This window comes from Flavobacterium sp. (assembly GCF_040383245.1).
Taxonomy (GTDB): domain Bacteria; phylum Bacteroidota; class Bacteroidia; order Flavobacteriales; family Flavobacteriaceae; genus Flavobacterium.
In genome coordinates this window covers 14,095-38,150 of record NZ_JBEIDX010000002.1, presented here as the reverse complement: position 1 = coordinate 38,150, position 24,056 = coordinate 14,095, and the positions used below count along the sequence as shown (strand labels likewise).

The 24,056-nt window shown below is 32.9% G+C and carries 21 protein-coding genes and 1 tRNA gene; 8 read left to right on the top strand and 14 right to left on the bottom strand.

Features of this window, described 5'->3' with window-relative positions; genetic code table 11:
• The first annotated feature begins 85 nt into the window (after positions 1-85).
• On the top strand, positions 86-1,702 hold the full coding sequence (locus ABWO08_RS01170; protein ID WP_353083163.1) for an ABC-F family ATP-binding cassette domain-containing protein: 1,617 nt from the start codon (positions 86-88) through the stop codon (positions 1,700-1,702).
• A gap of 50 nt (positions 1,703-1,752) precedes the next feature.
• Here the strand turns inward: ABWO08_RS01170 and ABWO08_RS01165 are convergent, their stop codons facing one another.
• Positions 1,753-2,628 carry a lysophospholipid acyltransferase family protein gene (locus tag ABWO08_RS01165; RefSeq protein WP_353083161.1) on the bottom strand — a complete coding sequence of 292 codons (876 nt, stop codon included), beginning with the start codon at positions 2,626-2,628 and terminating at the stop codon, positions 1,753-1,755.
• A 100-nt stretch (positions 2,629-2,728) separates the two neighbouring features.
• Here ABWO08_RS01165 and ABWO08_RS01160 point away from each other — a divergent pair, with 100 nt between their 5' ends.
• Together ABWO08_RS01160 and ABWO08_RS01155 are read left to right on the top strand one after the other, a co-directional pair.
• Positions 2,729-3,376 (top strand): rhomboid family intramembrane serine protease, encoded by a 648-nt coding sequence (locus ABWO08_RS01160; RefSeq protein WP_353083159.1) that lies wholly within the window; start codon positions 2,729-2,731, stop codon positions 3,374-3,376.
• A gap of 46 nt (positions 3,377-3,422) precedes the next feature.
• Complete coding sequence (locus tag ABWO08_RS01155) at positions 3,423-4,115, top strand: SIMPL domain-containing protein (RefSeq protein ID WP_353083157.1); 693 nt, start codon at positions 3,423-3,425, stop codon at positions 4,113-4,115.
• A 62-nt stretch (positions 4,116-4,177) separates the two neighbouring features.
• Here the strand turns inward: ABWO08_RS01155 and ABWO08_RS01150 are convergent, their stop codons facing one another.
• The 6 genes from ABWO08_RS01150 to ABWO08_RS01125 all read right to left on the bottom strand — a co-directional run bounded on the left by ABWO08_RS01150 (position 4,178) and on the right by ABWO08_RS01125 (position 9,742).
• Complete coding sequence (locus ABWO08_RS01150) at positions 4,178-6,832, bottom strand: T9SS type B sorting domain-containing protein (RefSeq protein ID WP_353083155.1); 2,655 nt, start codon at positions 6,830-6,832, stop codon at positions 4,178-4,180.
• Between the two features lie 116 nt (positions 6,833-6,948).
• Positions 6,949-7,030 (bottom strand) — tRNA-Tyr (locus ABWO08_RS01145).
• 158 nt (positions 7,031-7,188) lie between these two features.
• The gene (locus tag ABWO08_RS01140) at positions 7,189-7,599 is read right to left on the bottom strand and encodes a peroxiredoxin family protein (protein WP_353083372.1); all 411 of its coding nucleotides are present in this window, start codon (positions 7,597-7,599) and stop codon (positions 7,189-7,191) included.
• Between the two features lie 23 nt (positions 7,600-7,622).
• Complete coding sequence (locus tag ABWO08_RS01135) at positions 7,623-8,354, bottom strand: DUF4369 domain-containing protein (protein ID WP_353083153.1); 732 nt, start codon at positions 8,352-8,354, stop codon at positions 7,623-7,625.
• Positions 8,355-8,520: 166 nt separating this feature from the next.
• Positions 8,521-9,255, bottom strand: coding sequence for a YiaD family glycine zipper/OmpA-like lipoprotein (locus ABWO08_RS01130; RefSeq protein ID WP_353083151.1), 735 nt, complete (start codon positions 9,253-9,255; stop codon positions 8,521-8,523).
• A gap of 13 nt (positions 9,256-9,268) precedes the next feature.
• Positions 9,269-9,742 (bottom strand): lipocalin family protein, encoded by a 474-nt coding sequence (locus ABWO08_RS01125; RefSeq protein WP_353083149.1) that lies wholly within the window; start codon positions 9,740-9,742, stop codon positions 9,269-9,271.
• Positions 9,743-9,925: 183 nt separating this feature from the next.
• On the opposite strand from ABWO08_RS01125, the gene htpG reads away from it, so the two are divergent.
• Together htpG and ABWO08_RS01115 are read left to right on the top strand one after the other, a co-directional pair.
• The gene (htpG, locus tag ABWO08_RS01120; protein ID WP_353083147.1) at positions 9,926-11,812 is read left to right on the top strand and encodes a molecular chaperone HtpG; all 1,887 of its coding nucleotides are present in this window, start codon (positions 9,926-9,928) and stop codon (positions 11,810-11,812) included.
• Between the two features lie 100 nt (positions 11,813-11,912).
• Positions 11,913-12,311, top strand: coding sequence for a DUF2721 domain-containing protein (locus tag ABWO08_RS01115; RefSeq protein WP_353083145.1), 399 nt, complete (start codon positions 11,913-11,915; stop codon positions 12,309-12,311).
• A gap of 4 nt (positions 12,312-12,315) precedes the next feature.
• Here ABWO08_RS01115 and ABWO08_RS01110 read toward each other — a convergent pair whose 3' ends face one another.
• From ABWO08_RS01110 to ABWO08_RS01095, 4 genes are all read right to left on the bottom strand, one after another.
• A complete protein-coding gene (locus ABWO08_RS01110; RefSeq protein ID WP_353083143.1) occupies positions 12,316-13,494 on the bottom strand; it encodes an AIR synthase related protein in 1,179 nt (392 codons plus the stop codon).
• Between the two features lie 57 nt (positions 13,495-13,551).
• Positions 13,552-14,331: an OmpA family protein gene (locus ABWO08_RS01105; protein ID WP_353083141.1), complete on the bottom strand. Its 780-nt coding sequence runs from the start codon at positions 14,329-14,331 to the stop codon at positions 13,552-13,554.
• 2 nt (positions 14,332-14,333) lie between these two features.
• Complete coding sequence (locus ABWO08_RS01100; protein WP_353083139.1) at positions 14,334-15,209, bottom strand: OmpA family protein; 876 nt, start codon at positions 15,207-15,209, stop codon at positions 14,334-14,336.
• Positions 15,210-15,309: 100 nt separating this feature from the next.
• Positions 15,310-17,499, bottom strand: coding sequence for a glutamine synthetase III family protein (locus tag ABWO08_RS01095; RefSeq protein WP_353083137.1), 2,190 nt, complete (start codon positions 17,497-17,499; stop codon positions 15,310-15,312).
• A 228-nt stretch (positions 17,500-17,727) separates the two neighbouring features.
• On the opposite strand from ABWO08_RS01095, the gene ABWO08_RS01090 reads away from it, so the two are divergent.
• Positions 17,728-18,675: a TerC family protein gene (locus ABWO08_RS01090; RefSeq protein ID WP_353083135.1), complete on the top strand. Its 948-nt coding sequence runs from the start codon at positions 17,728-17,730 to the stop codon at positions 18,673-18,675.
• Positions 18,676-18,738: 63 nt separating this feature from the next.
• On the opposite strand, the gene ABWO08_RS01085 is transcribed toward ABWO08_RS01090, so the two are convergent.
• A complete protein-coding gene (locus tag ABWO08_RS01085) occupies positions 18,739-19,254 on the bottom strand; it encodes a phosphoheptose isomerase family protein (protein ID WP_353083133.1) in 516 nt (171 codons plus the stop codon).
• An 84-nt stretch (positions 19,255-19,338) separates the two neighbouring features.
• On the opposite strand from ABWO08_RS01085, the gene ABWO08_RS01080 reads away from it, so the two are divergent.
• Positions 19,339-19,890 carry a DUF1543 domain-containing protein gene (locus ABWO08_RS01080; protein ID WP_353083132.1) on the top strand — a complete coding sequence of 184 codons (552 nt, stop codon included), beginning with the start codon at positions 19,339-19,341 and terminating at the stop codon, positions 19,888-19,890.
• A 2-nt stretch (positions 19,891-19,892) separates the two neighbouring features.
• Positions 19,893-20,039, top strand: coding sequence for a hypothetical protein (locus ABWO08_RS01075; RefSeq protein ID WP_353083130.1), 147 nt, complete (start codon positions 19,893-19,895; stop codon positions 20,037-20,039).
• Here the strand turns inward: ABWO08_RS01075 and ABWO08_RS01070 are convergent.
• Together ABWO08_RS01070 and ABWO08_RS01065 are read right to left on the bottom strand one after the other, a co-directional pair.
• Positions 20,036-20,521 carry a GyrI-like domain-containing protein gene (locus ABWO08_RS01070; protein WP_353083128.1) on the bottom strand — a complete coding sequence of 162 codons (486 nt, stop codon included), beginning with the start codon at positions 20,519-20,521 and terminating at the stop codon, positions 20,036-20,038. The two genes, ABWO08_RS01075 and ABWO08_RS01070, sit on opposite strands and share 4 nt — an antisense overlap.
• A gap of 1 nt (position 20,522) precedes the next feature.
• A complete protein-coding gene (locus tag ABWO08_RS01065; protein WP_353083127.1) occupies positions 20,523-23,948 on the bottom strand; it encodes a methylmalonyl-CoA mutase family protein in 3,426 nt (1,141 codons plus the stop codon).
• Positions 23,949-24,056 lie beyond the last annotated feature (108 nt).

The following is a 24,056-nucleotide window of genomic DNA, read 5'->3' as shown; positions in this document are numbered from 1 at the left end:
TAAGCAGTCGAAAAAAACTTAAATTACTCCCTAAAATCGAAACGATTTTACTACTTTTGCACCAAATTTAAAATACACAATAACTATGCTTACGGTATCTAATTTATCAGTTCAATTTGGTAAAAGAATATTATTTGACGAGGTAAACACCTCCTTTGTTCAGGGCAACTGCTACGGAATTATTGGAGCGAATGGAGCTGGAAAATCAACCTTTTTAAAAATTCTTGCAGGTGATATTGACCCTACTTCGGGTAGAGTGATTTTAGAACCTGGAAAGCGTATGTCGGTTTTGAATCAAAATCACAACATGTTTGATGAGCATACTGTTTTAGAAACCGTGCTTATGGGAAACAAAGTATTGTTTGCCATAAAATCGGAAATGGATGCTTTATATGCTGATTATAGTGACGAAAATGCAAATAGAATTGGAGAATTGCAAGTGCAATTTGAAGAAATGAATGGTTGGAACGCCGATTCAGATGCAGCAGCCATGTTATCAAATTTGGGATTAACTGCCGATTCTCATTATACTTTAATGGGAGAATTAGAAGGAAAATTAAAAGTAAGAGTCTTATTAGCGCAAGCGTTATTTGGAAATCCAGATGTATTAATCATGGATGAGCCTACCAATGACTTAGATTTTGAAACCATCACTTGGCTTGAAAATTTCTTAGCCAATTATGAAAATACAGTAATTGTTGTTTCTCACGATAGACACTTTTTAGATTCGGTTTGTACACATATTTCTGATATTGATTTCTCAAAAATCAATCATTATTCAGGGAATTATACTTTTTGGTATGAATCAAGTCAATTAGCAGCTAAACAAAGAGCACAACAAAATAAGAAAGCGGAAGAAAAGAAAGCGGAATTAGAAGAATTCATCCGACGTTTTAGTGCGAATGTGGCTAAATCAAAGCAAGCAACATCTCGTAAGAAAATGATTGACAAATTAAATTTAGACGAAATCAAACCTTCAAGCAGAAGATATCCAGCGATAATTTTTGATACTGAAAGAGAAGCTGGAGATCAAATTCTTCATGTGCAAGGATTATCTGCAAGTATAGATGGTGAAGTACTTTTTAGCAATGTCGATTTAAATATGGCTAAAGGCGATAAAGTTGTCGTTTTTTCAAAAGATTCTCGTGCAACAACTGCATTTTATGAAATATTGAATGGCAATTTGACTGCAGATTCTGGGACATTTGATTGGGGAATTACTACCAATCAATCGTATTTACCAAATGATAATAGTGAGTTCTTTAAAAGCGATTTAAACCTGGTAGATTGGTTGCGTCAATTTGTAAAAACCGAAGAAGAACGCGACGAAGTTTATGTGCGTGGTTTCCTTGGAAAGATGATTTTTTCTGGAGAAGAAGCCTTAAAAAAATGTTCGGTTTTATCTGGAGGAGAAAAAGTGCGTTGCATGTTATCTCGAATGATGATGATTCGTGCAAACGTATTAATGCTTGATGAACCAACGAATCACCTAGATCTTGAATCGATTACAGCATTTAACAATTCACTTAAAAACTTTAAAGGTTCTGTATTATTTACAACACACGATCACGAATTTGCACAAACCGTTGCAAACAGAATTTTAGAAATTACGCCAAATGGTGTTATTGATCGTTACATGACATTTGATGAATACCTTGAAGATGATAAAATTCAAGAAATGCGCAAGAAAATGTATAACTAAGCTAATTACTATTGATAAAAAAAACCAAAACTATAGTTTTGGTTTTTTATTTAATCCTCTTTCTTGTGTTTCCAGCGTTTGTGTGTCCACAAATAAAACTCGGGCGCTTCATAAATTTGTTGTTCTACTTTCTTAATAAATGCTTCAGAAATTTCATAATTTGGCACCGATTGCACATCATCTGAAAGCAGTTCTAAAGTAGCTTCATAATAGCCCCTTTTTACTTTACGAACTTTTAAATAAACCACATTCATATCATATTGTTTAGCCAAAGTCTCTGCGCCAATATGAATTGGTGTTTCAACTCCTAAAAAAGTATACCAATGCATCGTATCCGATTTTCTTGGAGTTTGGTCGCTAATAAAACCATATAGTCCTAAAATTTGATCAGATTTATTTTGTTCAATAACGTTTCTCGTTTCTTTTGTTGAAATTAAATCAGCTTTAAATTTAGACCGAATATCAATAACTAATTTATCTAAATACTTGTTTGCCAATTTTTTATAAATAGCAAATCCTTTAAAATTTATATGATGATTTATAGAAACCGACCATTCATAACTTCCATAATGCGCCATTAACAAAGCGATACTTTTACCCTTTTTTTCTAACTCCAAATAAGTTTCCATGTTGGTAAAAACAAATCGTTTATCAATTTCTTTTCTTGATATAGTCATAGTTTTAGCCATTTCCAAAAACATATCACATAAATGATGGTATGATTTTTTTTCAATAACTAAACGATCTGCATCAGATTTATTGGGGAAAGCAATTGCAATATTTTCTTTAACTGTTTTTTTTCGGTACCCAATAATGTGATAAACCAATACATATATACCATCCGAAAGTAAATACAAAATCGGAAAAGGCAATATGGAAATCAGCCACAATAAAGGATAAACAAGAAGAAATAGTATAAACTGCATCACTATAAATTTATGCAAATATACATTTTAACTTAATTTTAAATAGTCTATATCAATAAAACGTAAGAAACAATTCTTATTTTTACCTAAAACATTTATAATGAATCCAGCTTTATTTCTTATTATTTTAATCGCCGTTACCGTTATTATTAGCTTCAAAGGCTTTGAAGATTCTTACTTTTTTAGCAAATACCAATTCCATATTGGAAGCATCAGAAAAGGCGAACACATAAGAATGATTACTTCTGGATTCCTACATGCCGACATTGCGCATTTAGCTTTCAACATGTTGAGCTTGTATTTTTTTGCTCCCGTAGTTTATGGCGAACTTGGCAACTATTCTTTTCTATTAATTTACTTTGCAAGTCTTATTTTTGGAAGTATGCTAACGCTTTACCTTCACAAGAACGACTATTATTACAGTGCTATTGGAGCATCAGGAGCGGTAACCGGAATTATTTATTCAGCTATTTTATTGGATCCAAATTTGCAAATATTTTTATTTTTCATCCCTATTCCAATCCCTGCTTATCTTTTTGGAATTGGTTATTTATTGTATTCTATTTACGGAATGAAAGCAAAGAATGACAACATTGGTCATACCGCTCACTTTGGCGGTGCCATTGGCGGCTACCTTTTTACTATACTAGTTCACCACCAAATACTTTTAGAAAACACTTTTATGGTTGTTGCTTTGACTATTCCAATTGTAATTATGGCAGTAATGGCTAAGCAAGGAAAACTATAATTGGCACAACTTTTGAACTAGTTAATAATCTAAAAAATAATTAATTATGAAAAAAGTTATCGTAATCGCATTCGCTGTATTTAGTTCTTTAGTTCAGGCTCAAGAAAAAACGCAAATTCCTCAAATTTCTGTCTCTGGAGAAGGAAAAATAAGTGTAAAACCTGATCAAGTCGTTATTAATTTTGGCATTGAAAACATTGGAAAAGATGCTACAGAAGTAAAAAAACTAAACGATGAAACAGTTGACAAAACTCTAAAATTCATTAAGGAATTCGGCATTCTTTCAAATGATTATAAAACAACCGACGTAAGTTTGAACCGAAACTACGATTACGAAAAAAAGAAATACAATTATCGAGCATCTCAATCGGTTACAATTATTCTTAAAAATCTTTCAAGGTATGATAGTTTAATGATGGGATTAGTAGACAATGGAATAAATAGTATCAGCAATGTTGAATTTAAAACTTCCAAATTAGAAGAATACAAATCAGAAGCACGAAAATTGGCTATGAAAGAAGCCCAACATAAAGCCGAAGATTATGTTTCTGTTTTGAATCAAAAAATAGGTAAAGCAATTACAATTAATGACAATACACAAACATATTTTCCACAACCTATGTATAGAATGGCAATGGCAGACAAAGAGATTTCTGGTAATTCAGTTCCAAAAGAAACTATTGCAGTTGGAGAAATTGAAGTAGTTGCAACTGTTTCAGTTAGTTTTATTTTAGAATAATACTTTACAGTGATAATAAAAAAGTGCTAGATTTCTCTAGCACTTTTTTTTATATTATTTTATTATCTTAATAAAGAAAAATGGGCCTTTAATTGTTTATTCCCAGACGCATCAATGTAATCTAAAGTAAACCAATAATCGGTTGCGGGTAATAAACTTCCGTTATAGGTTCCATCCCACCCTGGTCCTTTTGGAAAAATTTGTTTAATTAATTTTCCATAGCGATCGAAAATATAAATCTTTGCACTAGGAAAATTATCTAAACCTTTAATATTCCAATAGTCATGTATTCCATCTCCATTAGGCGTAAAATAATGTGGATAATCTATCACTAAATCTGAATTAATAGTTACATATCCTGTGGCACTTGCACTTATACAACCAGAGTTAGAATCAGTAATAACCACACTATAACTACCAGCAGTTAATGTACTAAATGATGCAACATTCCCTGGGTTAATAACTCCATTTGGAACAGTCCAGTTAAACGAATACGAACTATTACTTGATGGCGTAGCAGTAACAATTGCTGGTGTTCCTTGATTTACAGATGAACTATTTACGGAAACATTTGGATTGGGATTTAAGCTTACAGTTGCTGAACTACTCGCACTTGAACATCCCGAATTAGGATCAGTAATAATTACACTATAATTTCCAGGTGTAGTCGAACTAAAATTAGATACATTACCTGGAGAAGCCATCCCAGAAGGAACTGTCCAAATATAAGTATAAGCGCCTGCGAAAGCAGGAATTGCTGTAATTGTAGTTGAACTACCTTGACAAAAAGATGGGCCATTTACTGTCACAATAGGATTTGTGTTTACACTTACCGTTCCCGAAGCACTTGCGCTTACGCATCCGGTTGTAGTATTTGAAATTACTGCGCTGAATATTCCTGGTGTTGTAACACCAAAAGAAGGAACATTCCCAGGATTAGTTAAACCTGCAGGTACAGTCCAATTATACGAATAAGTACCTGAAATAGTTGGAGTAGCAATTAAAGTTGCCGGTGCACCCTGACATACAGAAGGACTATTTATTGAAAGAGTTGGAATTGGATTAACAGTTACATTCAGTGTTTGGGGAACAGCGCAAGGAAAAGCAATTGAATTTGGTGTAAAAACATAAGGAGTAGTTCCTACAAGGGCAGTATTTATTGTTGCTGGAGACCAAGTTCCAGATATTCCATTTGGTGATGTAAGAGCCAATACGGGAGCCGTTGAATTTATACAAGTTGGTGGTATTGTAGCAAAATTTGGAGTTATGGTTGTGGCACAAACTGTTGAGCAAGTTGCACTTTGTGAACCGACACATGCAACACCATTTGCTGTTAAATTAAAAGTTACTGATTGTCCAATTGTCAATCCATTAACAATAAAAAAGTTTGGTGTAGCGAAGTTTCCCGATACTAATGGGCCTCCATTGACCGAATAAGAATAGGAATAATTTGTTTGTCCAACATTATCAAATTGAAAATACAAGGAAGTTTGAGTTGAATTAGCCGTTACACATTGTAAATTTAAAGAAGGACCTGTATTTAAAATAGTGACAACTATTGGAACCCTAACACTTTCACAACCTGCAATAGTTTGGCTTACAAAATAGGAAGTACTTCCTAAAGAAGTTGTTGATGGTGTAGGAGCTAAAGTTGTTGCAGTTCCTCCAGTTGCATTTGTTCCGTACCAATTTAATACTCCTCCAGCTGATGCAGTTGCAGATAAAGGTGTAGCAATAGCATTTGGACAATAAGTAATTGGCGAAGTAATTGTTGGAGTAGGACTTGTAGAAAAATTAATTACAACAGTTGATGTTTTTACCACATTACAAATATTTGTAATTGTTAATGTTAAAGTAATTGAGGTTCCAGTGGCATTTGGATCTATAGTATAATTGGTAGACAAACTCGTAGGATTAGAAAAAGTTCCTGTTGGTGCCGACCATAAAACGGTTTGTTGTCCTTGAGCTGTTCCTGTTAAGCTAATTGTATTTCCTTTACAGGCAGTTTGTGAAGCACCAGCATTTACAACAAATGGAGGAATTGGCGCATTACATCCATTATTAATATAAGTTGGAACACCAGTTGGAGAATAATTTACTGTTGCACCATCGTTATCAGTAGGTGCACCTCCAAATGTTCCGAAAATATTTATTAAGAAACTTCTTTCATATGAAACCGTTTGACTGCAAGTACCAAAAGACATGGTTAGGGTTCTAAGTCCAGGAATTAAATTCCAATTAGCAAAATTACCTCCGGTATTACTTGGGTTATTTTGAAAAATCATATATATCGTTCCTGTTAGCGCTGCAAAGGAATTAAATGAAATATTAATATTTTGACTAGTAACCAAAATAACTTCAGCATTTGCAGGTAATATTCCCCCTGTAGGCTCTATAATTAAGCCACAACTTCCGGCTGAATTTATATCAGCGTTTAATGCTGCAACTTTAGCTGCTGTTGATTGATTTTGCCATAAACCAAGCCAGGGATTTGCAACATTTGGCCAATCCACATTTAATGGAGTTGTATTCATATTTATAGCAGTTGCTCCTACTTTAAAACGAACCATTTCATTAAAGCCCTCTTCATTAACGGGTAAGTTTGGCGAGCAGGCGTCAACAAGCACACTCTCAATTGTAAAACATTGTCCCGTTGACTTTGAAGCATTCAATAGAATAATGAAAAACAAAAGAAAAAGTGATTTAGGAAAACGCATTTATCAATGTATTACTTTGTGAATACAAAATTAGCAGAAATACATTAGAGTTTTATTAAAAACATAAAAATAAGTATAAAAAAAAACTCCAACAATATGTTGGAGTTTTTATTTTGTGGGGAGAGCAGGATTCGAACCTGCGAAGACGTAGTCAGCAGATTTACAGTCTGCCCTCGTTGGCCGCTTGAGTATCTCCCCTCCTTATTATAGGCTGCAAATATAAAAACACTTTTTATGTTTGCAAACTTATTTTGCAGCATTATTTTGAATCTATTATTAATCGTATGATTTTGAATTTAATAAAAAAAATCTCACAAGGAGATTTTTTTATTTTGTTTAATTAAATAATAAAATTATTATTTTTTATTTAGCAATTCAATTACTTTGCTTTTTAATTCTTCTCCTCTTAGGTCTCTGGCAACTATTTTTCCAGATGCATCTAAAACAAAAGTAGTTGGTATTTGTTCTATATTATAAAGCTTTACAATTGGATCTTCCCATTCTTTCAAATTAGAAATTTGAGTCCAAGTTAATTTATCCTTTACAATTGCATCTTTCCATTTTATTGACTCACTATCTAATGAAAAGCCAAGAATATTTAGTCCTTTAATATGCAATTCATTATACATAGCAACCACATTTGGATTTTCTTTTCTACAAGGACCACACCAAGAAGCCCAAAAATCAATAATGGTAACTTTACCTAATGATTGTTTTAATGAAACTACTTTCCCTTCGGGAGTTTTTGCAGAAAAATCTGGAGCTATAGCACCTATCTCAACTGGAGATGTTACTTTTTTTTTTGCGTTTTTTGAGCACTTTGAATTGATTTTAACTTCAATCCAATTTCTTTACCAATTTTGGTTTCTTTAAGATCCGAATCTAAATTAGAATAGGTTTTATTTACTTTTTCAAAATCAAATTTAGGCGAGCTAAATACATTTTGTAGTAACAAAACAGAAATAAAAGAATCTGGATTTTGCTCTGGATAGGTAAACATGAAATCATCCATTCCTTTTTGGATTTCAGTATAACCATTTTTTAATTTCTCAATAGCAGCATTATCTTGCTTCTTTTGAGCATCCATTAATTTTTGAATATTCTTGTTTTGGTATTCCAATAATTTTTTCTGAAAACCATTCAATTTAACATTAAATTCTTGGAAATAATCGTTATTATCTGTACCACCAATTTCTGATTTCCAGATGCTATCTTTATCTACAGTAATTTCAATCTCCCCTGTCTCTAAAATAAATGGAATTGGTTGTTGTAAACCATTTACAAAAATTGCAAGCATACTTGGCTCATTAACTTTACCTTTCATTTCAAATTTTCCTTCTTTTACTTTTGCAGAATCTACATTCACAACAAGACCAAATTCATTTTGTTTTTTTAGAACTACCATTTTCCCGTCTGCAATTCCTTTTGCATTACCAGAAATAAGAAATTCCCCTTTACGAACTTTACTACAACTAAAAATGGCCAAAGAAAGAACCAATAAAAATGCTATTTTTTTCATCATCTATAAAATTAAAATTTTGGCAAAAGTATTTAAAAATATATAAACCACACAAAATTTAAGATATGTTTTAGATATTAATAGTGAAGATAGGAAGTTCCCTAAAATAAAAAGCAAAAAAAAGGTCGATAAACTTGATTTATCGACCTAATATTATCTGTTACATCAATTAATTTCCAGCTTCTTTTTTTGCATCCTCAACCATTTTTTCATTTGCAGTAATTGCAAATTCCACTCTACGATTTTGAACTCTACCTTCCGGAGTATCATTGGTTGCTATTGGATCTGCAATCCCCATACCTGTTGTGGTAAATCGAGATGAATTTAATCCTTTTGCAGCTAAATAATTTTTAACTGAAGTTGCTCTTTGATCTGATAAATTAAGATTATGTTCGGGAGTTCCTGTACTATCGGTATAGCCGTAAATGACAATATTAGTTTCTCCATAACTTTGAAAAACAGGTACTAATCGATCTAAATTTGCTTTAGCAGTTGCTGTTAAAGTAGATTTATTTGTATCAAATCGCACCGAATTTTCGCCTAATGTCAGCTTAATTCCCTCGCCTACTCGCTCTACAGTTGCACCGGGCAAAGCGGTTTGAATTTCTCTCGCTTGCTTATCCATTTTATTTCCAATGACACCACCGGCTACACCTCCTATTACTCCGCCAAGTACAGCGCCAAGTGCGCCATTACCACCTTTACCCAAATTATTGCCAAGTACTGCCCCGAGCAAACCTCCTGCAACAGTACCTATTGCAGCACCACGCTGTGTTTTATTTGTATTTTTTGCTGCTTCACAACTCGTTAAAATAGAGCCTAAACTAAAAGTTGCAATTAAAACTAATAGAGTAATTTTTTGAAAAAATCCTTGAATTCTTTCTGTTGTTGATTTTTGTTTCATCGTTTTATTTTTTTTAGTTTCTATTAAATTGATACACCACATTCACAAATTGACCTCCTACATTAATCTTATCAATAAGTTGAAAAGAACTATCGGTTGAATTAGCAATGGTCAAAACATAACCTTCCATCACCTTTTTTGCCTTTGAATTATTTATAATTTTCATTACAAAATTTCCATCCTTGTTAATATACCAGGTAATTGGAGAAGTAAACGAAGTACATGTAGCATCATTCAAAGTCATTTCTCCTTTATTGTTGTTGGAAATAAATTTCCAAGTACTACCAACAAAACATTTTGAATCGGCTAGATCAAAAGCGTTCACCTTGATATAATCTGAACCAGGATAGGTTACTGAAGAAATTTTCCAATTCCCTTTAATGGCAACTTCTGTTTTGGTATCTAATTTAGTATTAACGACCGTTTGCTTTGGTTTACAACCAAAAAAAATCAATGTTAAAAACAAAAAAAATGCAGTTTTTCTCATAGTTATTAATGTGTTTTATTTAAATTAAATTATTAAACTATCACTATTCTAATAGTATCTATTAAATGTAACACTAAATATTCAAATAAAAAATTATTATTCACGACAATTTGTCATAATTGCAGCTTTGGTACTGAATTTGAATAAATAAAAATCAATATTGTTTCACTTAAAATTCAAAATATGAGTACAGGAAAAATTAATGTTTCAGTAGAAAACATTTTCCCATTAATTAAGAAATTTCTTTACAACGATCACGAAATTTTCCTACGCGAATTGGTTTCTAACGCAACAGATGCCACTTTAAAACTAAAACATTTAACCAGTATTGGAGAAGCCAAAGTAGAATATGGCAACCCTATTATTGAAGTTAAAATTGATAAAGAAGGAAAAAAACTACACATCATTGATCAAGGTCTTGGAATGACTGCAGACGAAGTAGAGAAATACATCAACCAAGTTGCATTTTCTGGTGCTGAGGAGTTTTTAGAAAAATACAAAGATTCTGCAAAAGACGCCGGAATTATTGGCCACTTTGGACTAGGATTTTATTCTGCTTTTATGGTTGCCGAGAAAGTTGAAATCATTACAAAATCCTACAAAGACGAGCCAGCAGCTCATTGGACATGCGATGGAAGTCCGGAGTTTACTCTTGAAGCTGCCGACAAAACAACTCGTGGATCAGAAATTATTCTTCACATAGCCGAAGATTCATTGGAGTTTTTAGAAGAATTCAAAATTAGAGAATTACTTACCAAATACAATAAATTCATGCCGGTGCCAATTAAATTTGGAACCAAAACAGAAACTCTCCCAAAGCCAGAAGATGCTCCAGAAGATTACAAAGCAGAAACTATTGAGGTAGATAATATCATCAATAATCCAAATCCGGCTTGGACAAAATTACCTGCCGATTTGAAAGAGGAAGATTACAAACAGTTTTACCACGAATTGTATCCAATGCAATTTGAGGAGCCGCTTTTCAACATTCATTTAAATGTAGATTATCCGTTTAACTTAACCGGAATTTTATATTTTCCAAAAATGTCTTCTGATTTACAATTACAAAAAGATAAAATTCAATTGTATCAAAATCAGGTGTATGTTACCGATAATGTAGAAGGAATTGTTCCGGAATTTTTAGGAATGTTAAAAGGGGTTATTGATTCTCCAGATATTCCATTAAATGTTTCACGTTCTGGATTGCAAGCGGATAGTAATGTGAAGAAAATTTCGAATTACATTACTCGTAAAGTAGCCGACAAAATGAAAGCGTTATTCAATGAAAACCGCGAAGATTTTGAGAAAAAATGGAACGATATTAAAATCGTTTTAGAATACGGAATGCTTTCTGAACCTAAATTCTACGAAAAAGCAGGTGATTTTGTATTGTATCCAACGGTGGAAGACAAATACTACACTTTATCAGAATTAAAAGAAGCTATTACCGCCAATCAAACGGATAAAAACGGAAAATTAGTTGTTCTTTATGCTTCTAACAAAGAGGCACAACACGGTTACATTGAAATTGCTCAAGAAAAAGGATACCAAGTATTATTACTAGACTCTCCTATTGTTTCGCATTTAATTCAAAAATTAGAAGGTGATAACGAAAACCTAACATTTGTTCGTGTAGATTCGGATCACATTAATAAATTAATTGCTAAAGAAGAAAATCAAATTTCTAAATTATCGGAAGAAGAGCAAGGAAATTTAAAAACCGTTGTAGAAGAATTTGTTCCAAAAGCAAATTACACTGTACAATTGGAACCTATGGAAAGTACTGCGGCTCCTTTCATTATTACCCAACCTGAGTTTATGCGTCGTATGAAAGAGATGAGTCAAACGGGTGGCGGCGGAATGTTTGGTATGGGGAATTTCCCTGAAATGTACAATTTGGTCGTAAATTCCAATTCAGAGTTAGCAACAACCATTTTGAATACACCAGACAAATCGGCTCAAGAAAGTTTAATCAAACAAGCTTTAGATTTAGCTAAAATTTCACAAGGATTATTAAAAGGGGAAGAACTTACTGCTTTTGTGAAGCGTAGTTTTGAATTGATTAAATAAGAGAATAGAATAAAGAAAAAAACCTGTAAGTAAACTTGCAGGTTTTTTTTATGGATATTAAATTATTTACCGACATTTGTAATTCTAAAAACAGAAAAAAATGACTCTCTCTATAGAAACTCCAGCGCTTTTATTTTCGGCAACTTCCTTAATCTTATTGGCCTATACCAATCGGTTTTTAACTATTGCGCAAATTGTTCGTAGCTTGAAGAAGAATTACGACGAAATAAAAAACAAAAGTATTTTAGTAGAAATCACCAACCTCAACCTACGATTAACCTTAATTCGCTACATGCAACTTTTTGGTGTGTTGTGCTTATTTCTTTCGGTCTTTTCGATGTTGGTATTGTTTTTAGAATGGCAACTTATGGGCATTTATTTTTTCGGCGCAAGCCTACTTAGCCTTTTGGTTTCTTTAGGAATATCATTCTGGGAAATCAGCATTTCAGTGAATGCTTTACGCGTTCACCTTAGTGATTTAATAGAGGGAGAAAAATAAACTCTTAATACTCAAAAGTACCGTATTCACTATTAATAGTCAGTTTTTTTGTTGCACTAGCTTCTACTCTACCTACAATTTGCGCATCCACTCCAAATGATTGCGAGATGGCAATAATATCGGCAGCAATTTCTTGTGGCACATATACTTCCATACGGTGACCACAATTAAAAACTTGGTACATTTCCTTCCAATCGGTTTTGGATTGCTCTTGAATTAATTTAAACAAAGGGGGAACTGGAAATAAATTATCTTTTATTACATGAACATTATCTACAAAATGCAACACTTTGGTTTGAGCACCACCAGAGCAATGTACCATCCCGTGAATATCTTTAGGAGTATATTTATTTAATATCGATTTGATAATTGGAGCATAAGTTCTTGTTGGCGACAATACTAATTTTCCAGCATCAATTGGTGAATTTTCAACTGCATCTGTAAGTTGCACTCCACCAGAATAAACTAAATCTTTTGGAACTGAACTATCGTAACTTTCTGGAAATTTATCAGCTAAATAATTTGCAAAAACATCGTGTCGCGCTGAAGTCAATCCGTTACTACCCATTCCGCCATTGTATTCTTTTTCGTATTTGGCTTGACCAAAAGAAGCCAATCCCACAATTAAATCACCTGGCTTAATGTTTCCATTATCAACCACATCGCTGCGCTTCATTCGAGCTGTAACCGTTGAATCTACAATAATAGTTCGAACTAAATCACCCACATCGGCAGTTTCACCTCCGGTGGAATGAATGGTTACACCAAATGATTTTAACTCCGCGATCAGTTCTTCTGTGCCATTAATAATTGCCGATAAAACTTCAGCTGGAATTAAGTTTTTATTTCTTCCAATAGTAGATGAAAGCAAAATATCATTAGTTGCACCAACACAAAGCAAATCATCGATATTCATAATTAAAGCATCTTGAGCAATGCCTTTCCACACCGAAATATCGCCGGTTTCTTTCCAATACATGTAAGCTAAAGAAGATTTCGTTCCTGCACCATCGGCATGCATAATAATGCAATAAGCATCATCATTGGTTAAATAATCGGGTACAATTTTGCAAAAAGCCTTAGGAAACAATCCTTTATCTATATTTTTGATGGCATTGTGAACATCTTCTTTAGATGCAGAAACTCCGCGCAAGGCGTATCGTTGGCTATTATCAGAACTCATTATGTAGTTATTGTGTTGTGGCGCAAAGATAGTAATTTGAAATACAAATTTTGATTATTAATTTTCAACAATCATAATTTCTACTCTTCGATTATCTTCCTCTTCTTGGGTGCTTTTTTCAGGGATTGGATGAATAGGTCTTGTTGCACCAAATCCTTTAAAAGATAGTCGCTTTCTATTCACTTTATTTACAATTAAAAAATTATAAATTGCCCTTGCTCTTGCAGTTGAAACAGCGTCTATTTGATTTGGTAGTTTACAACAAATATGTCCTTGAATTTCAATTTTCAGCTTTGGATTGTCATTCATTAAACACAATAAATCATACAAAACTGGTTGTGACTTGGGTACAATTTTAGCTGAATTATTAAAGAAATATAAATTGGGTAACCTAATTAAATCCCCGACTTTCGAATCTTTAAGTTTATCTTTAAGTTTTTGATCGGGAGCTACTTCTACGATAATTGGTTTTTTTTCTTGAAAAATAATCGTCACCCTTCTATTTTCATCTTGAACATCCGATTGCACAAAATCCTCACCAAATCCTCTTATTTCCAATTCCTTTTTTACTTCTATTTTACTTTGTTTTAAGAAATCATAAACAGTATAAACACGCTTCATGGCAAGTGTATCATTGTATTGATTTGTACCTTTAGAATCACAAAATCCGTACAATTTAGAAACCTGATATTCTTTTCCTTCAGCTATCCAAGAATTAATTTTTTTAACTGCCACTTCATTTAAATCATACTTATCAAAATCGAAAAAAACATCTAGTTTTTCTTGTGAATAGAAAAACATAGGCATTAATAAAAAAAGGAAACTGTATTTTTTCATTCTTATTTATCTAAAATCATTATTTCTACGCGACGGTTTCGAGCCGCTTCAAATTCACTTTTTTCTGGAATTGCAAATTTTGGTTTGGAAACCCCAAAACCCTTTGTTTTAATTCTTCTTTCACTAATTCCTTCAGAAACTAAAATTCGTTTTACTTGTTTTGCTCTTGCAGTAGATAGATTTCGTACATCTTTATCTACACAACAAATATGTCCTTGGATCTCAATTTTTAATTTTGGATAAGTATCTAAAACATAAATTAACTCATCAATAGAATGCTTGGATGTAGGAATAATTGCAAAGGTGTTCACATAAAAATTTATGTCATCCAATCGTATTAAAGTTCCTTTTTCTGAAAGTTTTATCTTATCTTCTAAAGTTGAATTTTCAGGGAAATTCATAGTTTCCTCTTCAATTGGAATGAACTCTGGAGTCTCTTGCTCAACTGGTTTTGGTTCTTCTTTTTTAATTCCTAGAATTTCATTTTCGCGGGAAAAATCTTTTGGAAGTAAATAATAAACAGTTGCCTTTCTGTTTTGAGATTTAGCAGCATCTTGCTTAAAATTTTCACCAAAACTAATCGTCTTAAAATCTTCTCTAATTTTAATTTGATCTTTAACCTTATTGTAAATATATGCTACTCTTTTCTTAGCAAGTGTATCATTAAATCCTGAAGTCCCATCATCATCTGTAAAACCATGAATAGCAATAATTTTCACCTCTTTATTGGCTAGTATCCATTCTTGAAGTTTCTTTGATTCTAATTTAGAACATTCGAATTTATTGCTTTCAAAAAACAACGAAAACTGTTCTTGTGCTTTCGCAAAAGAGAAACAAATTAATAGAATCAAACAAAAGAAGTGTTTTTTACTAATCATAAAACGAATTTACGGAAAATATATTTTGATAGACAAAATTAATCCCAATAAAAAACCCGATTCAATATTTGAATCGGGTTTTATATAATCTAATAATAAATTATCTTGTAAATAACAATTCTCTGTATTTAGTTAAAGTCCAAGTTTCATTATCAACCAATAACTCTAATTTATCACAGTGTGCTCTAATAACCTCAAAATATGGTTTTACTTTATCACAATAAGACTCTGCCATTTTTTGAGCATCGGTTAAAGCATTTGCTTTTTTACGCGCTTCAGTCATCGCTTCTACTTGAGAGTTGATTCCTTCAATATGTTCTGAAATTTCTTTGATTAAAATAATTTGCTCTTTAGCAATTTTTTCAAAATCTTTTCCAAAGATTTCTTTCAATCCACGAACATTTTCGATTAATGTATTTTGGTAACGAATAGCTGTTGGAATGATGTGATTACGAGCAATATCTCCAAGAACTCTTCCTTCAATTTGGATTTTCTTAGTGTACTCTTCTAATTCAATTTCGTATCGCGCTTCAACTTCAATGTGGTTCATTACATTTAAGTCAGCAAATAACTCTAATGCTTTTTTAGAAACTTTAGCTTTCAATGCAGCAGGCGTTGTCTTATGATTGCTTAAGCCACGTTTTTTAGCTTCTTTTTCCCAAGCATCACTATATCCATCACCTTCAAAAAGGATTTTTTTAGTTTCTTTAATATATTCTCTCAATACATTAAAAATCGCTTCGTCTTTCTTTAAATCTTTAGTTTCTATTAATGCATCTACTGCTATTTTAAATTCTTTCAATTGTTTTGCAACGATAGAATTTAAAGTAGTCATTGCGTTAGCACAGTTTGCAGAAGAGCCAACTGCTCTAAACTCAAATTTATTTCCTGTAAATGCAAACGGAGAAGTTCTATTTCTATCGGTATTATCCAACATTACATCTGGAATTTTACCAACTACATTTAATTTTAAATCTGTTTTTTCTTCAGGAGAAAGTTTTCCATTTGAAACTCCTTCTAATTCAGCTAAAACTTTAGTCAATTGCTCTCCAATAAACACAGAGATGATTGCTGGTGGCGCTTCATTAGCTCCAAGACGGTGGTCATTACTTGCTGTTGCAATAGAAGCACGCAATAATTCTTCGTATTCATTTACCGCTTTAATCGTATTGATGAAGAACGATAAGAATTGTAAGTTACTCATTGGCGTTTTTCCTGGAGATAATAAATTCACTCCAGTGTCGGTAGCCAAAGACCAGTTGTTGTGTTTACCCGATCCGTTTACACCTTTGAATGGTTTTTCGTGGAAAAGCACTTTAAAATCATGACGCTCACCCACTTTTGACATTACATCCATTAATAAAGAGTTGTGATCAACTGCAAGATTAGTTTCTTCAAAAATTGGAGCCAACTCAAATTGGTTAGGTGCAACTTCATTGTGACGTGTTTTAACCGGGATACCCAATAACATACATTCTTCTTCCAATTCTCTCATATAATTTAGGGCACGAGATGGAATTGATCCAAAATAATGGTCGTCTAATTGTTGCCCTTTTGCAGAAGTATGACCAAGTAACGTTCTACCTGTCATAACGATATCTGGACGAGAATTTGCCAAAGCAGAATCAATTAAAAAATACTCTTGCTCCCATCCTAAAGTAGCAGTAACTTTCTTTACATTTTTATCAAAATATTTACATACTTCTGTAGCGGCGTCATCAACTGCATTTAAAGCACGTAATAAAGGTGTTTTATAATCTAATGCTTCACCTGTATAGGAGATGAAAACTGTAGGAATACATAATGTAGTTCCGAAAATAAATGCAGGTGAAGTTGGATCCCATGCTGTATATCCACGCGCTTCAAATGTATTTCTAATTCCACCATTTGGGAAAGAAGAAGCATCTGGCTCTTGTTGCACTAATTGACCACCTCCAAATTTCTCTACAGGATCTGAACCATCGTAAGAAGTTTCAAAGAACGCATCATGTTTTTCAGCAGTAGTTCCTGTTAATGGCTGAAACCAGTGTGTATAATGGGTTACTCCTTTAGAAAGCGCCCATTCTTTCATACCCATTGCGATATAATCAGCTAATTTTCTGTCAATTTTAGTTCCATGCTGAACGGCATCTTTTACTCCTTTATAAGCATCAGAGGTTAAATATTGCCTCATTGCTTTATCATTGAATACATTTGATCCAAAAAGATCTGATTTTCTACCAGATTCTTCAAATTTTACAGGCTTTCTACCTGAAGACTCGTTTAATGCTTGAAAACGTAAAGTTGACATAATTATTAAAATTTAAAGTTATACCCTATTATTTTGATGCAAATATATCAATATTTTGTTTAAAAATAAATTATACCCTATTTTTTTAGGGGTAATTCAAAATATTTAATTAACAATTAAAAAATAATATTAATAAAAATAAAAATCGAGCATTATTCTAAATTTTACATTAAAATTTATAATTGAAAATTACTATTGATATTCTATATTTGTAAAAAAAGAGAATTTATGGTTTGGTTTTTTTTTATTGTTGTAATTACTATTTTCTTGGCATTAGACCTGGGGGTTTTTAATAAAACACCCCATATTATTAGCTCAAAAGAAGCAGGTATATGGACTTCTGTATGGGTTTCAATTTCAATCGCTTTTTCTGGAGTAATATATTGGTTATACCAAAATAACTATTTGGATAATCCAACTCAACTAAAACCACTAGAAGCTTCAATTAAATTTCTCACTGGCTATTTAATTGAATTATCGCTTAGTGCAGATAATATTTTTGTAATCGCTATAATTTTCTCCTCCTTTAAAATTGCACAAAAATACCAGCATCGCGTACTGTTTTGGGGAATCATAGGCGCCATTTTTTTTAGAGGAATAATGATTTTCTTTGGCGTGCTATTAATTCAGAAAATAAATTGGATTACCTATGTTTTTGGTGCTTTTTTATTATTTACAGCTATAAAAATGCTTTTCAAAAACGAAGAAGAAGATTTTAATCCTAAAGATTCTAAAATATACAAAATAATTGGAAAGATAATTCCAATAACTGAACATCGAGACAACGAGCATTTTATTATTAAAGAAAACAATAAAAATTACGCCACTCCTCTTCTTGTAGCATTATTGGTAATTGAAGTAATGGATGTGGTATTTGCAACTGATAGTGTACCTGCAATTTTAGCAATTACCTCAGACCCCTTTTTAGTTTTTAGCTCTAATATATTTGCTATTTTAGGCTTAAGATCTATGTATTTCTTCTTAGCCAACATGTTGGAGAAATTCAGCTATCTAGAATACAGCTTGATTGCTATTCTATTTTTTGTCGGAATTAAAATGCTGTTAGTACATTTTTACAAATTTCCAGAATGGGTTTCTTTAAGTTTTATTGCAATAGCATTAGCAACCGGAGTAATTGTTTCTCTTAAAAAAGCAAATACACAAGAACCCAAATAAAAAAAGAGGCTGTATTAAAACACAACCTCTTTTCAAACAAACAAATTTATAGATTAACCAAATCTATTTTATTTTAAGCACCTTTTCAGGATTAATATTATACGCTTTTGCAACTGCATTATAATCATTAAAGTCAACTGTATTAGCCATTTTATTTCCAAAAAAGCCAGGAATAACAACTACTCTTAATATCTGATTGGCTCTGTAAGAAGAAGACACGCCAGCTAAGTCAAACCCTTCCATAAAGATATTTACGTCGTAACGAGTAAAATCAAAATCATATCTGAAATCCAAAACACCACTATTAAAATAATACGCTTCTGGCAATAATTTCCAAATATCATTTCCGCCAGTAATGCCAGAAAGACGGTAAACTAAAACCATATCCGAAGTATAAATGGCATGAGGATAAGTAATTAAATTACTAAAGTTATTAGTTGTAGTAAACGATCTATTATATTCCCATACTTCACTTATTGTATCGTTATCTACTGTGTTAATAGGAGCTGTTTCGTTAACAGTACAAGATTGAAAAGTTACTATTAAAATAAAGGCCAAAAGAAGTGTAAATTTTTTCATGATAATTTATATTTAGGTTATACTACTTACCTTTCAATACTTGTGCCAAACTTTACAATTGACAAAAAAATGTACCTTTGAAAGATGAAATTATATATGATTATGATTGGATGTCGTCCAAAAGGAAGATATACCGAGCAACACGACATTTTTTTTGGAATTGGAAATTCTATAAAAGAGTTGATTCCACAAATGAAGGAATTTTGGCCAGAAGCCAAAGGAAATTTCCACATTGATGCATGGAGAGAAGTAAATTTTGTTGAAAATTATCAAATTGAAGTAGTCCCAAAAGGAACCGCAACTGCCAACTCATCTCAATTATTTTTCATAAACCTTGGCGGTTATAAGGAAAATGAATTTGAAGAATACCATTACAAACTACTTTCGGTTGGCAATTCGTTATCCGAAGTATCCCAAAAAGCAAAAGACACAGCCTTTTACAAACATTATGATTTCAAAGGAGCTACTTCACACATTGACGATAAATTTGGAATTGACATTGATGACACCTATAAAGTAAAAGAAATTTTAGCACCAGCTTTCTTAAATAACTATGATATTCAAATTTCTAAAACTGAAATCATAGAAGAAGATGTATTACATATTGGATATTTAAACCTAGATAAAATTAAATAAACATGGGAAGAAACAACGAGCGCAACATCAAGAGGCACAACGACAAACTTAATAAAGAGCACGACAAAGTCAAAGCAAAAAAAGTAGCTCGAGAAGAAAAGCTAAAAGCCATGGTTAGAAAATTTAACGAAAATAAAAATAATAATTAAATCTTACTCCTAACTGGAATCCAAATTTCTTCCTCCGAATCAGAATCATTATTCTTGTATTTTTCGCCTAATATTTCAAACTGTGGATGAGTACCTAACTCATATCTAGAAGACGGAATCCACTCATTATATATTGCATTAAAGAAAGCCGCAACACTATTTTGATCGCCTTTGTAATTAAAAACAGCATACAATTCTTCTTTCAAAACTAAAGTTTCCATTCCATCGGGAACTATATCAAAATTAGAAACCATAACTGCAGCCCATTTTACAAATGGAGTAGTTGGACTAAAATCAAAATTTATTGGATTAACCTGAATATTATACAATTCGGTTCCAACTACATTTTGAATTTCTTTTCTTCGAGACATAAAACTGCTCCACAATTCAAAAGCACGATAATCGGCATAGGTAAACGAAAGATATTTACCTATGAATTTAGTTTCTGGAAATGTTTTTATTGTTGGATTCAATAGATTCAAATTACATATTTCGACGATACTGGCCACCTACTTCAAATAACGCACTCGTAATTTGTCCTAACGAACACACTTTAGTAGCTTCCATTAATTTTTCAAATATATTTTGATTGTTGATAGCTGCTTCTTGAATCGCATTCAATTCATTTGAAACTTTTTCTTCATTCGCTTTCTGAAGGTTCTGTAACATATCTATTTGATATTGCTTTTCAGTTTCAGTAGCACGAATTACCTCTGCCGGAATAATTGTTGGTGATCCTTTTGAACTCAAAAAGGTATTCACCCCAATAATTGGAAATTCACCTGTATGTTTTAAAGTTTCATAATACAAACTTTCCTCCTGAATTTTAGATCTTTGGTACATCGTTTCCATAGCACCAAGAACTCCGCCACGCTCAGTGATTCGGTCAAATTCTTGCAACACCGCATCTTCAACTAAGTCGGTTAATTCTTCAATAATGAAAGAACCTTGAATTGGGTTTTCGTTTTTCGCCAAACCTAATTCTTTATTAATAATCAACTGAATCGCCATAGCTCTTCGCACCGATTCTTCTGTTGGCGTAGTAATTGCTTCGTCATACGCATTGGTGTGCAGCGAATTACAATTGTCATAAATTGCATACAACGCTTGTAATGTAGTACGAATATCATTAAAGTCAATTTCTTGTGCGTGAAGTGAACGCCCCGAAGTTTGAATGTGGTATTTCAACATTTGCGCTCTTTCGTTAGCACCGTATTTAATTTTCATGGCTTTCGCCCAAATTTTACGCGCCACACGACCAATAACCGCATATTCTGGATCAATTCCGTTAGAGAAAAAGAACGATAAGTTGGGCCCAAAATCGTTGATGTTCATTCCGCGGCTTAAATAATATTCCACGTAAGTGAAACCATTAGCTAAAGTGAATGCCAATTGCGTAATTGGATTGGCACCGGCCTCTGCAATATGATACCCAGAAATAGAAACCGAATAAAAATTTCGAACATTTTCTTTGATGAAATATTCTTGAACGTCACCCATTAATCGTAAGGCAAATTCAGTAGAGAAAATACAAGTATTTTGTGCCTGATCTTCTTTTAAAATATCCGCTTGAACCGTTCCACGAACTTGTGATAAGGTTTTTATTTTAATATCATTATAGACACTCAAAGGCAACACTAGATCTCCGGTAACACCCAAAAGCATCAATCCCAAACCATTATTCCCTTCAGGTAAATCCCCTTGGTATTTTGGTTTAACAGTTCCTTTTTTCTTATAGATTTCATTGATTTTTTCTTCAACTTCTGCCTGAAGATTATTTTCAATAATATATTTTTCACAATTTTGATCAATAGCCGCATTCATAAAAAAGCCAAGCAACATAGGAGCCGGACCATTAATAGTCATTGAAACAGAAGTCAAGGCATGCGTTAAATCAAAACCAGAATATAGTTTTTTAGCATCATCCAAACAACAAATAGAAACACCGGCATTACCGATTTTTCCATAAATATCGGGACGCATATGCGGATCATTTCCGTATAAGGTAACTGAATCAAAAGCGGTAGACAATCGTTTTGCTGGCAATCCGGCACTTACATAATGAAAACGCTTATTCGTTCTTTCTGGACCACCTTCACCTGCAAACATTCGGCTTGGGTCTTCGCCTTCTCTCTTAAATGGATACAATCCAGAAGCAAAAGGAAATTCTCCCGGAACATTTTCTTGTAAATTCCATTTTAATATATCACCCCAAGCTTGGTACTTTGGTAAAGCCACCTTTGGAATTTGCGAATGCGATAAACTTTCGCTGTGTGTTTTAATTTCAATGACTTTATCACGAACTTTAAAACTATAAATAGGATTTTTATATTTATTTACTTTCTCCTCCCAAGTTAGAATTATCTCCCAATTGTATGGATCAAGATTCATTTTCACACGGTCAAATTCTTTATAAAGTAATTCCAAAAATTGATGAGATTCATCCTTCGTCGGAATGACACTATTCACTAAACCAACTTTAGTTAATTCCGGTAGTTTACCTGAAACGGTTTCTATGGTTTTGAAAATTCCGTATAATTTTTGAGCAACTTCAACTTGCGACAAAGCTGTTTCATCGTATTTTCTGTTGTTTTCTGCAATTTCAGATAAATAACGGGTTCTGTGTGGCGGAATCACAAATACTTTTTCACTCATTTCACGAGTGATTTGGAAAGTCGATTTTAAATCGGATCCTGTTTTCTCTACAATTTTATCCATAATGGATTTGTAGAGTGTGTTCATTCCCGGATCGTTATATTGCGAAGCGATAGTTCCAAATATTGGCATCGAATCGATATCGGCATCCCATAAATTATGATTTCTTTGGTATTGCTTTTTCACATCGCGAATCGCATCCAAAGCACCTCTTTTATCAAATTTATTAAGCGCTACCAAATCGGCAAAATCCAACATGTCGATTTTTTCTAATTGTGTAGCCGCACCAAATTCGGGAGTCATTACATACAAAGAAACATCCGAATGATCCATAATTTCGGTATCACTTTGACCAATTCCAGAAGTTTCTAAGATAATCAAATCGTATTTTGCCGCTTTTAAAACTTCGATGGCTTCATTGACATATTTAGACAAGGCCAAATTAGATTGACGTGTTGCCAATGAACGCATGTATACACGCGGATTATTGATGGCATTCATACGAATACGGTCACCAAGCAAAGCACCTCCTGTTTTTCTTTTAGATGGATCTACAGAAACCAATCCGATTGTTTTTTCAGGGAAATCAATTAAAAAGCGACGCACTAATTCGTCTACCAATGACGATTTTCCCGCACCTCCAGTTCCGGTAATTCCAAGAACAGGGGTTTTATTTGTTTCATTTTTCTTGTGAATTGCATCAAATGCAGGCTTTGCAATTTCTGGAAAATTCTCTGCAGCAGAAATCAATCTTGCAATTGCCGTTGGATTTTTATCTTCTATATGTGCTAATTCGTCTTTTAAAATAGAACCTACAGGATAATCCGATCGTTGCACCAAATCATTAATCATCCCTTGTAATCCCATTGCGCGACCATCATCTGGAGAATAAATTCTTTCAATTCCGTATGCTTGCAATTCGGCAATCTCCGTTGGCAGAATTACTCCTCCTCCACCACCGAAAATTTTAATATGTCCGGCTCCTTTTTCCTTAAGTAAATCATACATGTATTTAAAATATTCATTGTGACCTCCTTGATACGAAGTCATTGCAATAGCATTTGCATCCTCCTGAATTGCTGTATTCACTACTTCTTCCACGCTTCGATCGTGGCCCAAGTGAATCACTTCTACTCCGGTAGCTTGAATAATTCTACGCATTATGTTAATTGCCGCATCGTGTCCATCAAAAAGAGAGGCAGCAGTAACAATTCTTACTTTATTTTTAGGAATATAGGGCGTTTGTGGTTCCATTGGTGATTTTTATTCAATTTTGAGAGCGCAATTTACGAATTTAATAATTTTATTACCTTCAAATTTATCTAAAACTTTGCCGTTATTTGTGAATTCAAAATAAAGGCA

Bases quoted from the DNA above. Each gene is read 5' to 3' on its own strand.
- ABWO08_RS01170 (WP_353083163.1), top strand. From the start codon at position 86: ATGCTTACGGTATCTAATTTATCAGTTCAATTTGGTAAAAGAATATTA.
- ABWO08_RS01165 (WP_353083161.1), bottom strand. From the start codon at position 2,628: ATGCAGTTTATACTATTTCTTCTTGTTTATCCTTTATTGTGGCTGATT.
- ABWO08_RS01160 (WP_353083159.1), top strand. From the start codon at position 2,729: ATGAATCCAGCTTTATTTCTTATTATTTTAATCGCCGTTACCGTTATT.
- ABWO08_RS01155 (WP_353083157.1), top strand. From the start codon at position 3,423: ATGAAAAAAGTTATCGTAATCGCATTCGCTGTATTTAGTTCTTTAGTT.
- ABWO08_RS01150 (WP_353083155.1), bottom strand. From the start codon at position 6,832: ATGCGTTTTCCTAAATCACTTTTTCTTTTGTTTTTCATTATTCTATTG.
- ABWO08_RS01135 (WP_353083153.1), bottom strand. From the start codon at position 8,354: ATGATGAAAAAAATAGCATTTTTATTGGTTCTTTCTTTGGCCATTTTT.
- ABWO08_RS01130 (WP_353083151.1), bottom strand. From the start codon at position 9,255: ATGAAACAAAAATCAACAACAGAAAGAATTCAAGGATTTTTTCAAAAA.
- ABWO08_RS01125 (WP_353083149.1), bottom strand. From the start codon at position 9,742: ATGAGAAAAACTGCATTTTTTTTGTTTTTAACATTGATTTTTTTTGGT.
- htpG (WP_353083147.1), top strand. From the start codon at position 9,926: ATGAGTACAGGAAAAATTAATGTTTCAGTAGAAAACATTTTCCCATTA.
- ABWO08_RS01115 (WP_353083145.1), top strand. From the start codon at position 11,913: ATGACTCTCTCTATAGAAACTCCAGCGCTTTTATTTTCGGCAACTTCC.
- ABWO08_RS01110 (WP_353083143.1), bottom strand. From the start codon at position 13,494: ATGAGTTCTGATAATAGCCAACGATACGCCTTGCGCGGAGTTTCTGCA.
- ABWO08_RS01105 (WP_353083141.1), bottom strand. From the start codon at position 14,331: ATGAAAAAATACAGTTTCCTTTTTTTATTAATGCCTATGTTTTTCTAT.
- ABWO08_RS01100 (WP_353083139.1), bottom strand. From the start codon at position 15,209: ATGATTAGTAAAAAACACTTCTTTTGTTTGATTCTATTAATTTGTTTC.
- ABWO08_RS01095 (WP_353083137.1), bottom strand. From the start codon at position 17,499: ATGTCAACTTTACGTTTTCAAGCATTAAACGAGTCTTCAGGTAGAAAG.
- ABWO08_RS01090 (WP_353083135.1), top strand. From the start codon at position 17,728: ATGGTTTGGTTTTTTTTTATTGTTGTAATTACTATTTTCTTGGCATTA.
- ABWO08_RS01085 (WP_353083133.1), bottom strand. From the start codon at position 19,254: ATGAAAAAATTTACACTTCTTTTGGCCTTTATTTTAATAGTAACTTTT.
- ABWO08_RS01080 (WP_353083132.1), top strand. From the start codon at position 19,339: ATGAAATTATATATGATTATGATTGGATGTCGTCCAAAAGGAAGATAT.
- ABWO08_RS01075 (WP_353083130.1), top strand. From the start codon at position 19,893: ATGGGAAGAAACAACGAGCGCAACATCAAGAGGCACAACGACAAACTT.
- ABWO08_RS01065 (WP_353083127.1), bottom strand. From the start codon at position 23,948: ATGGAACCACAAACGCCCTATATTCCTAAAAATAAAGTAAGAATTGTT.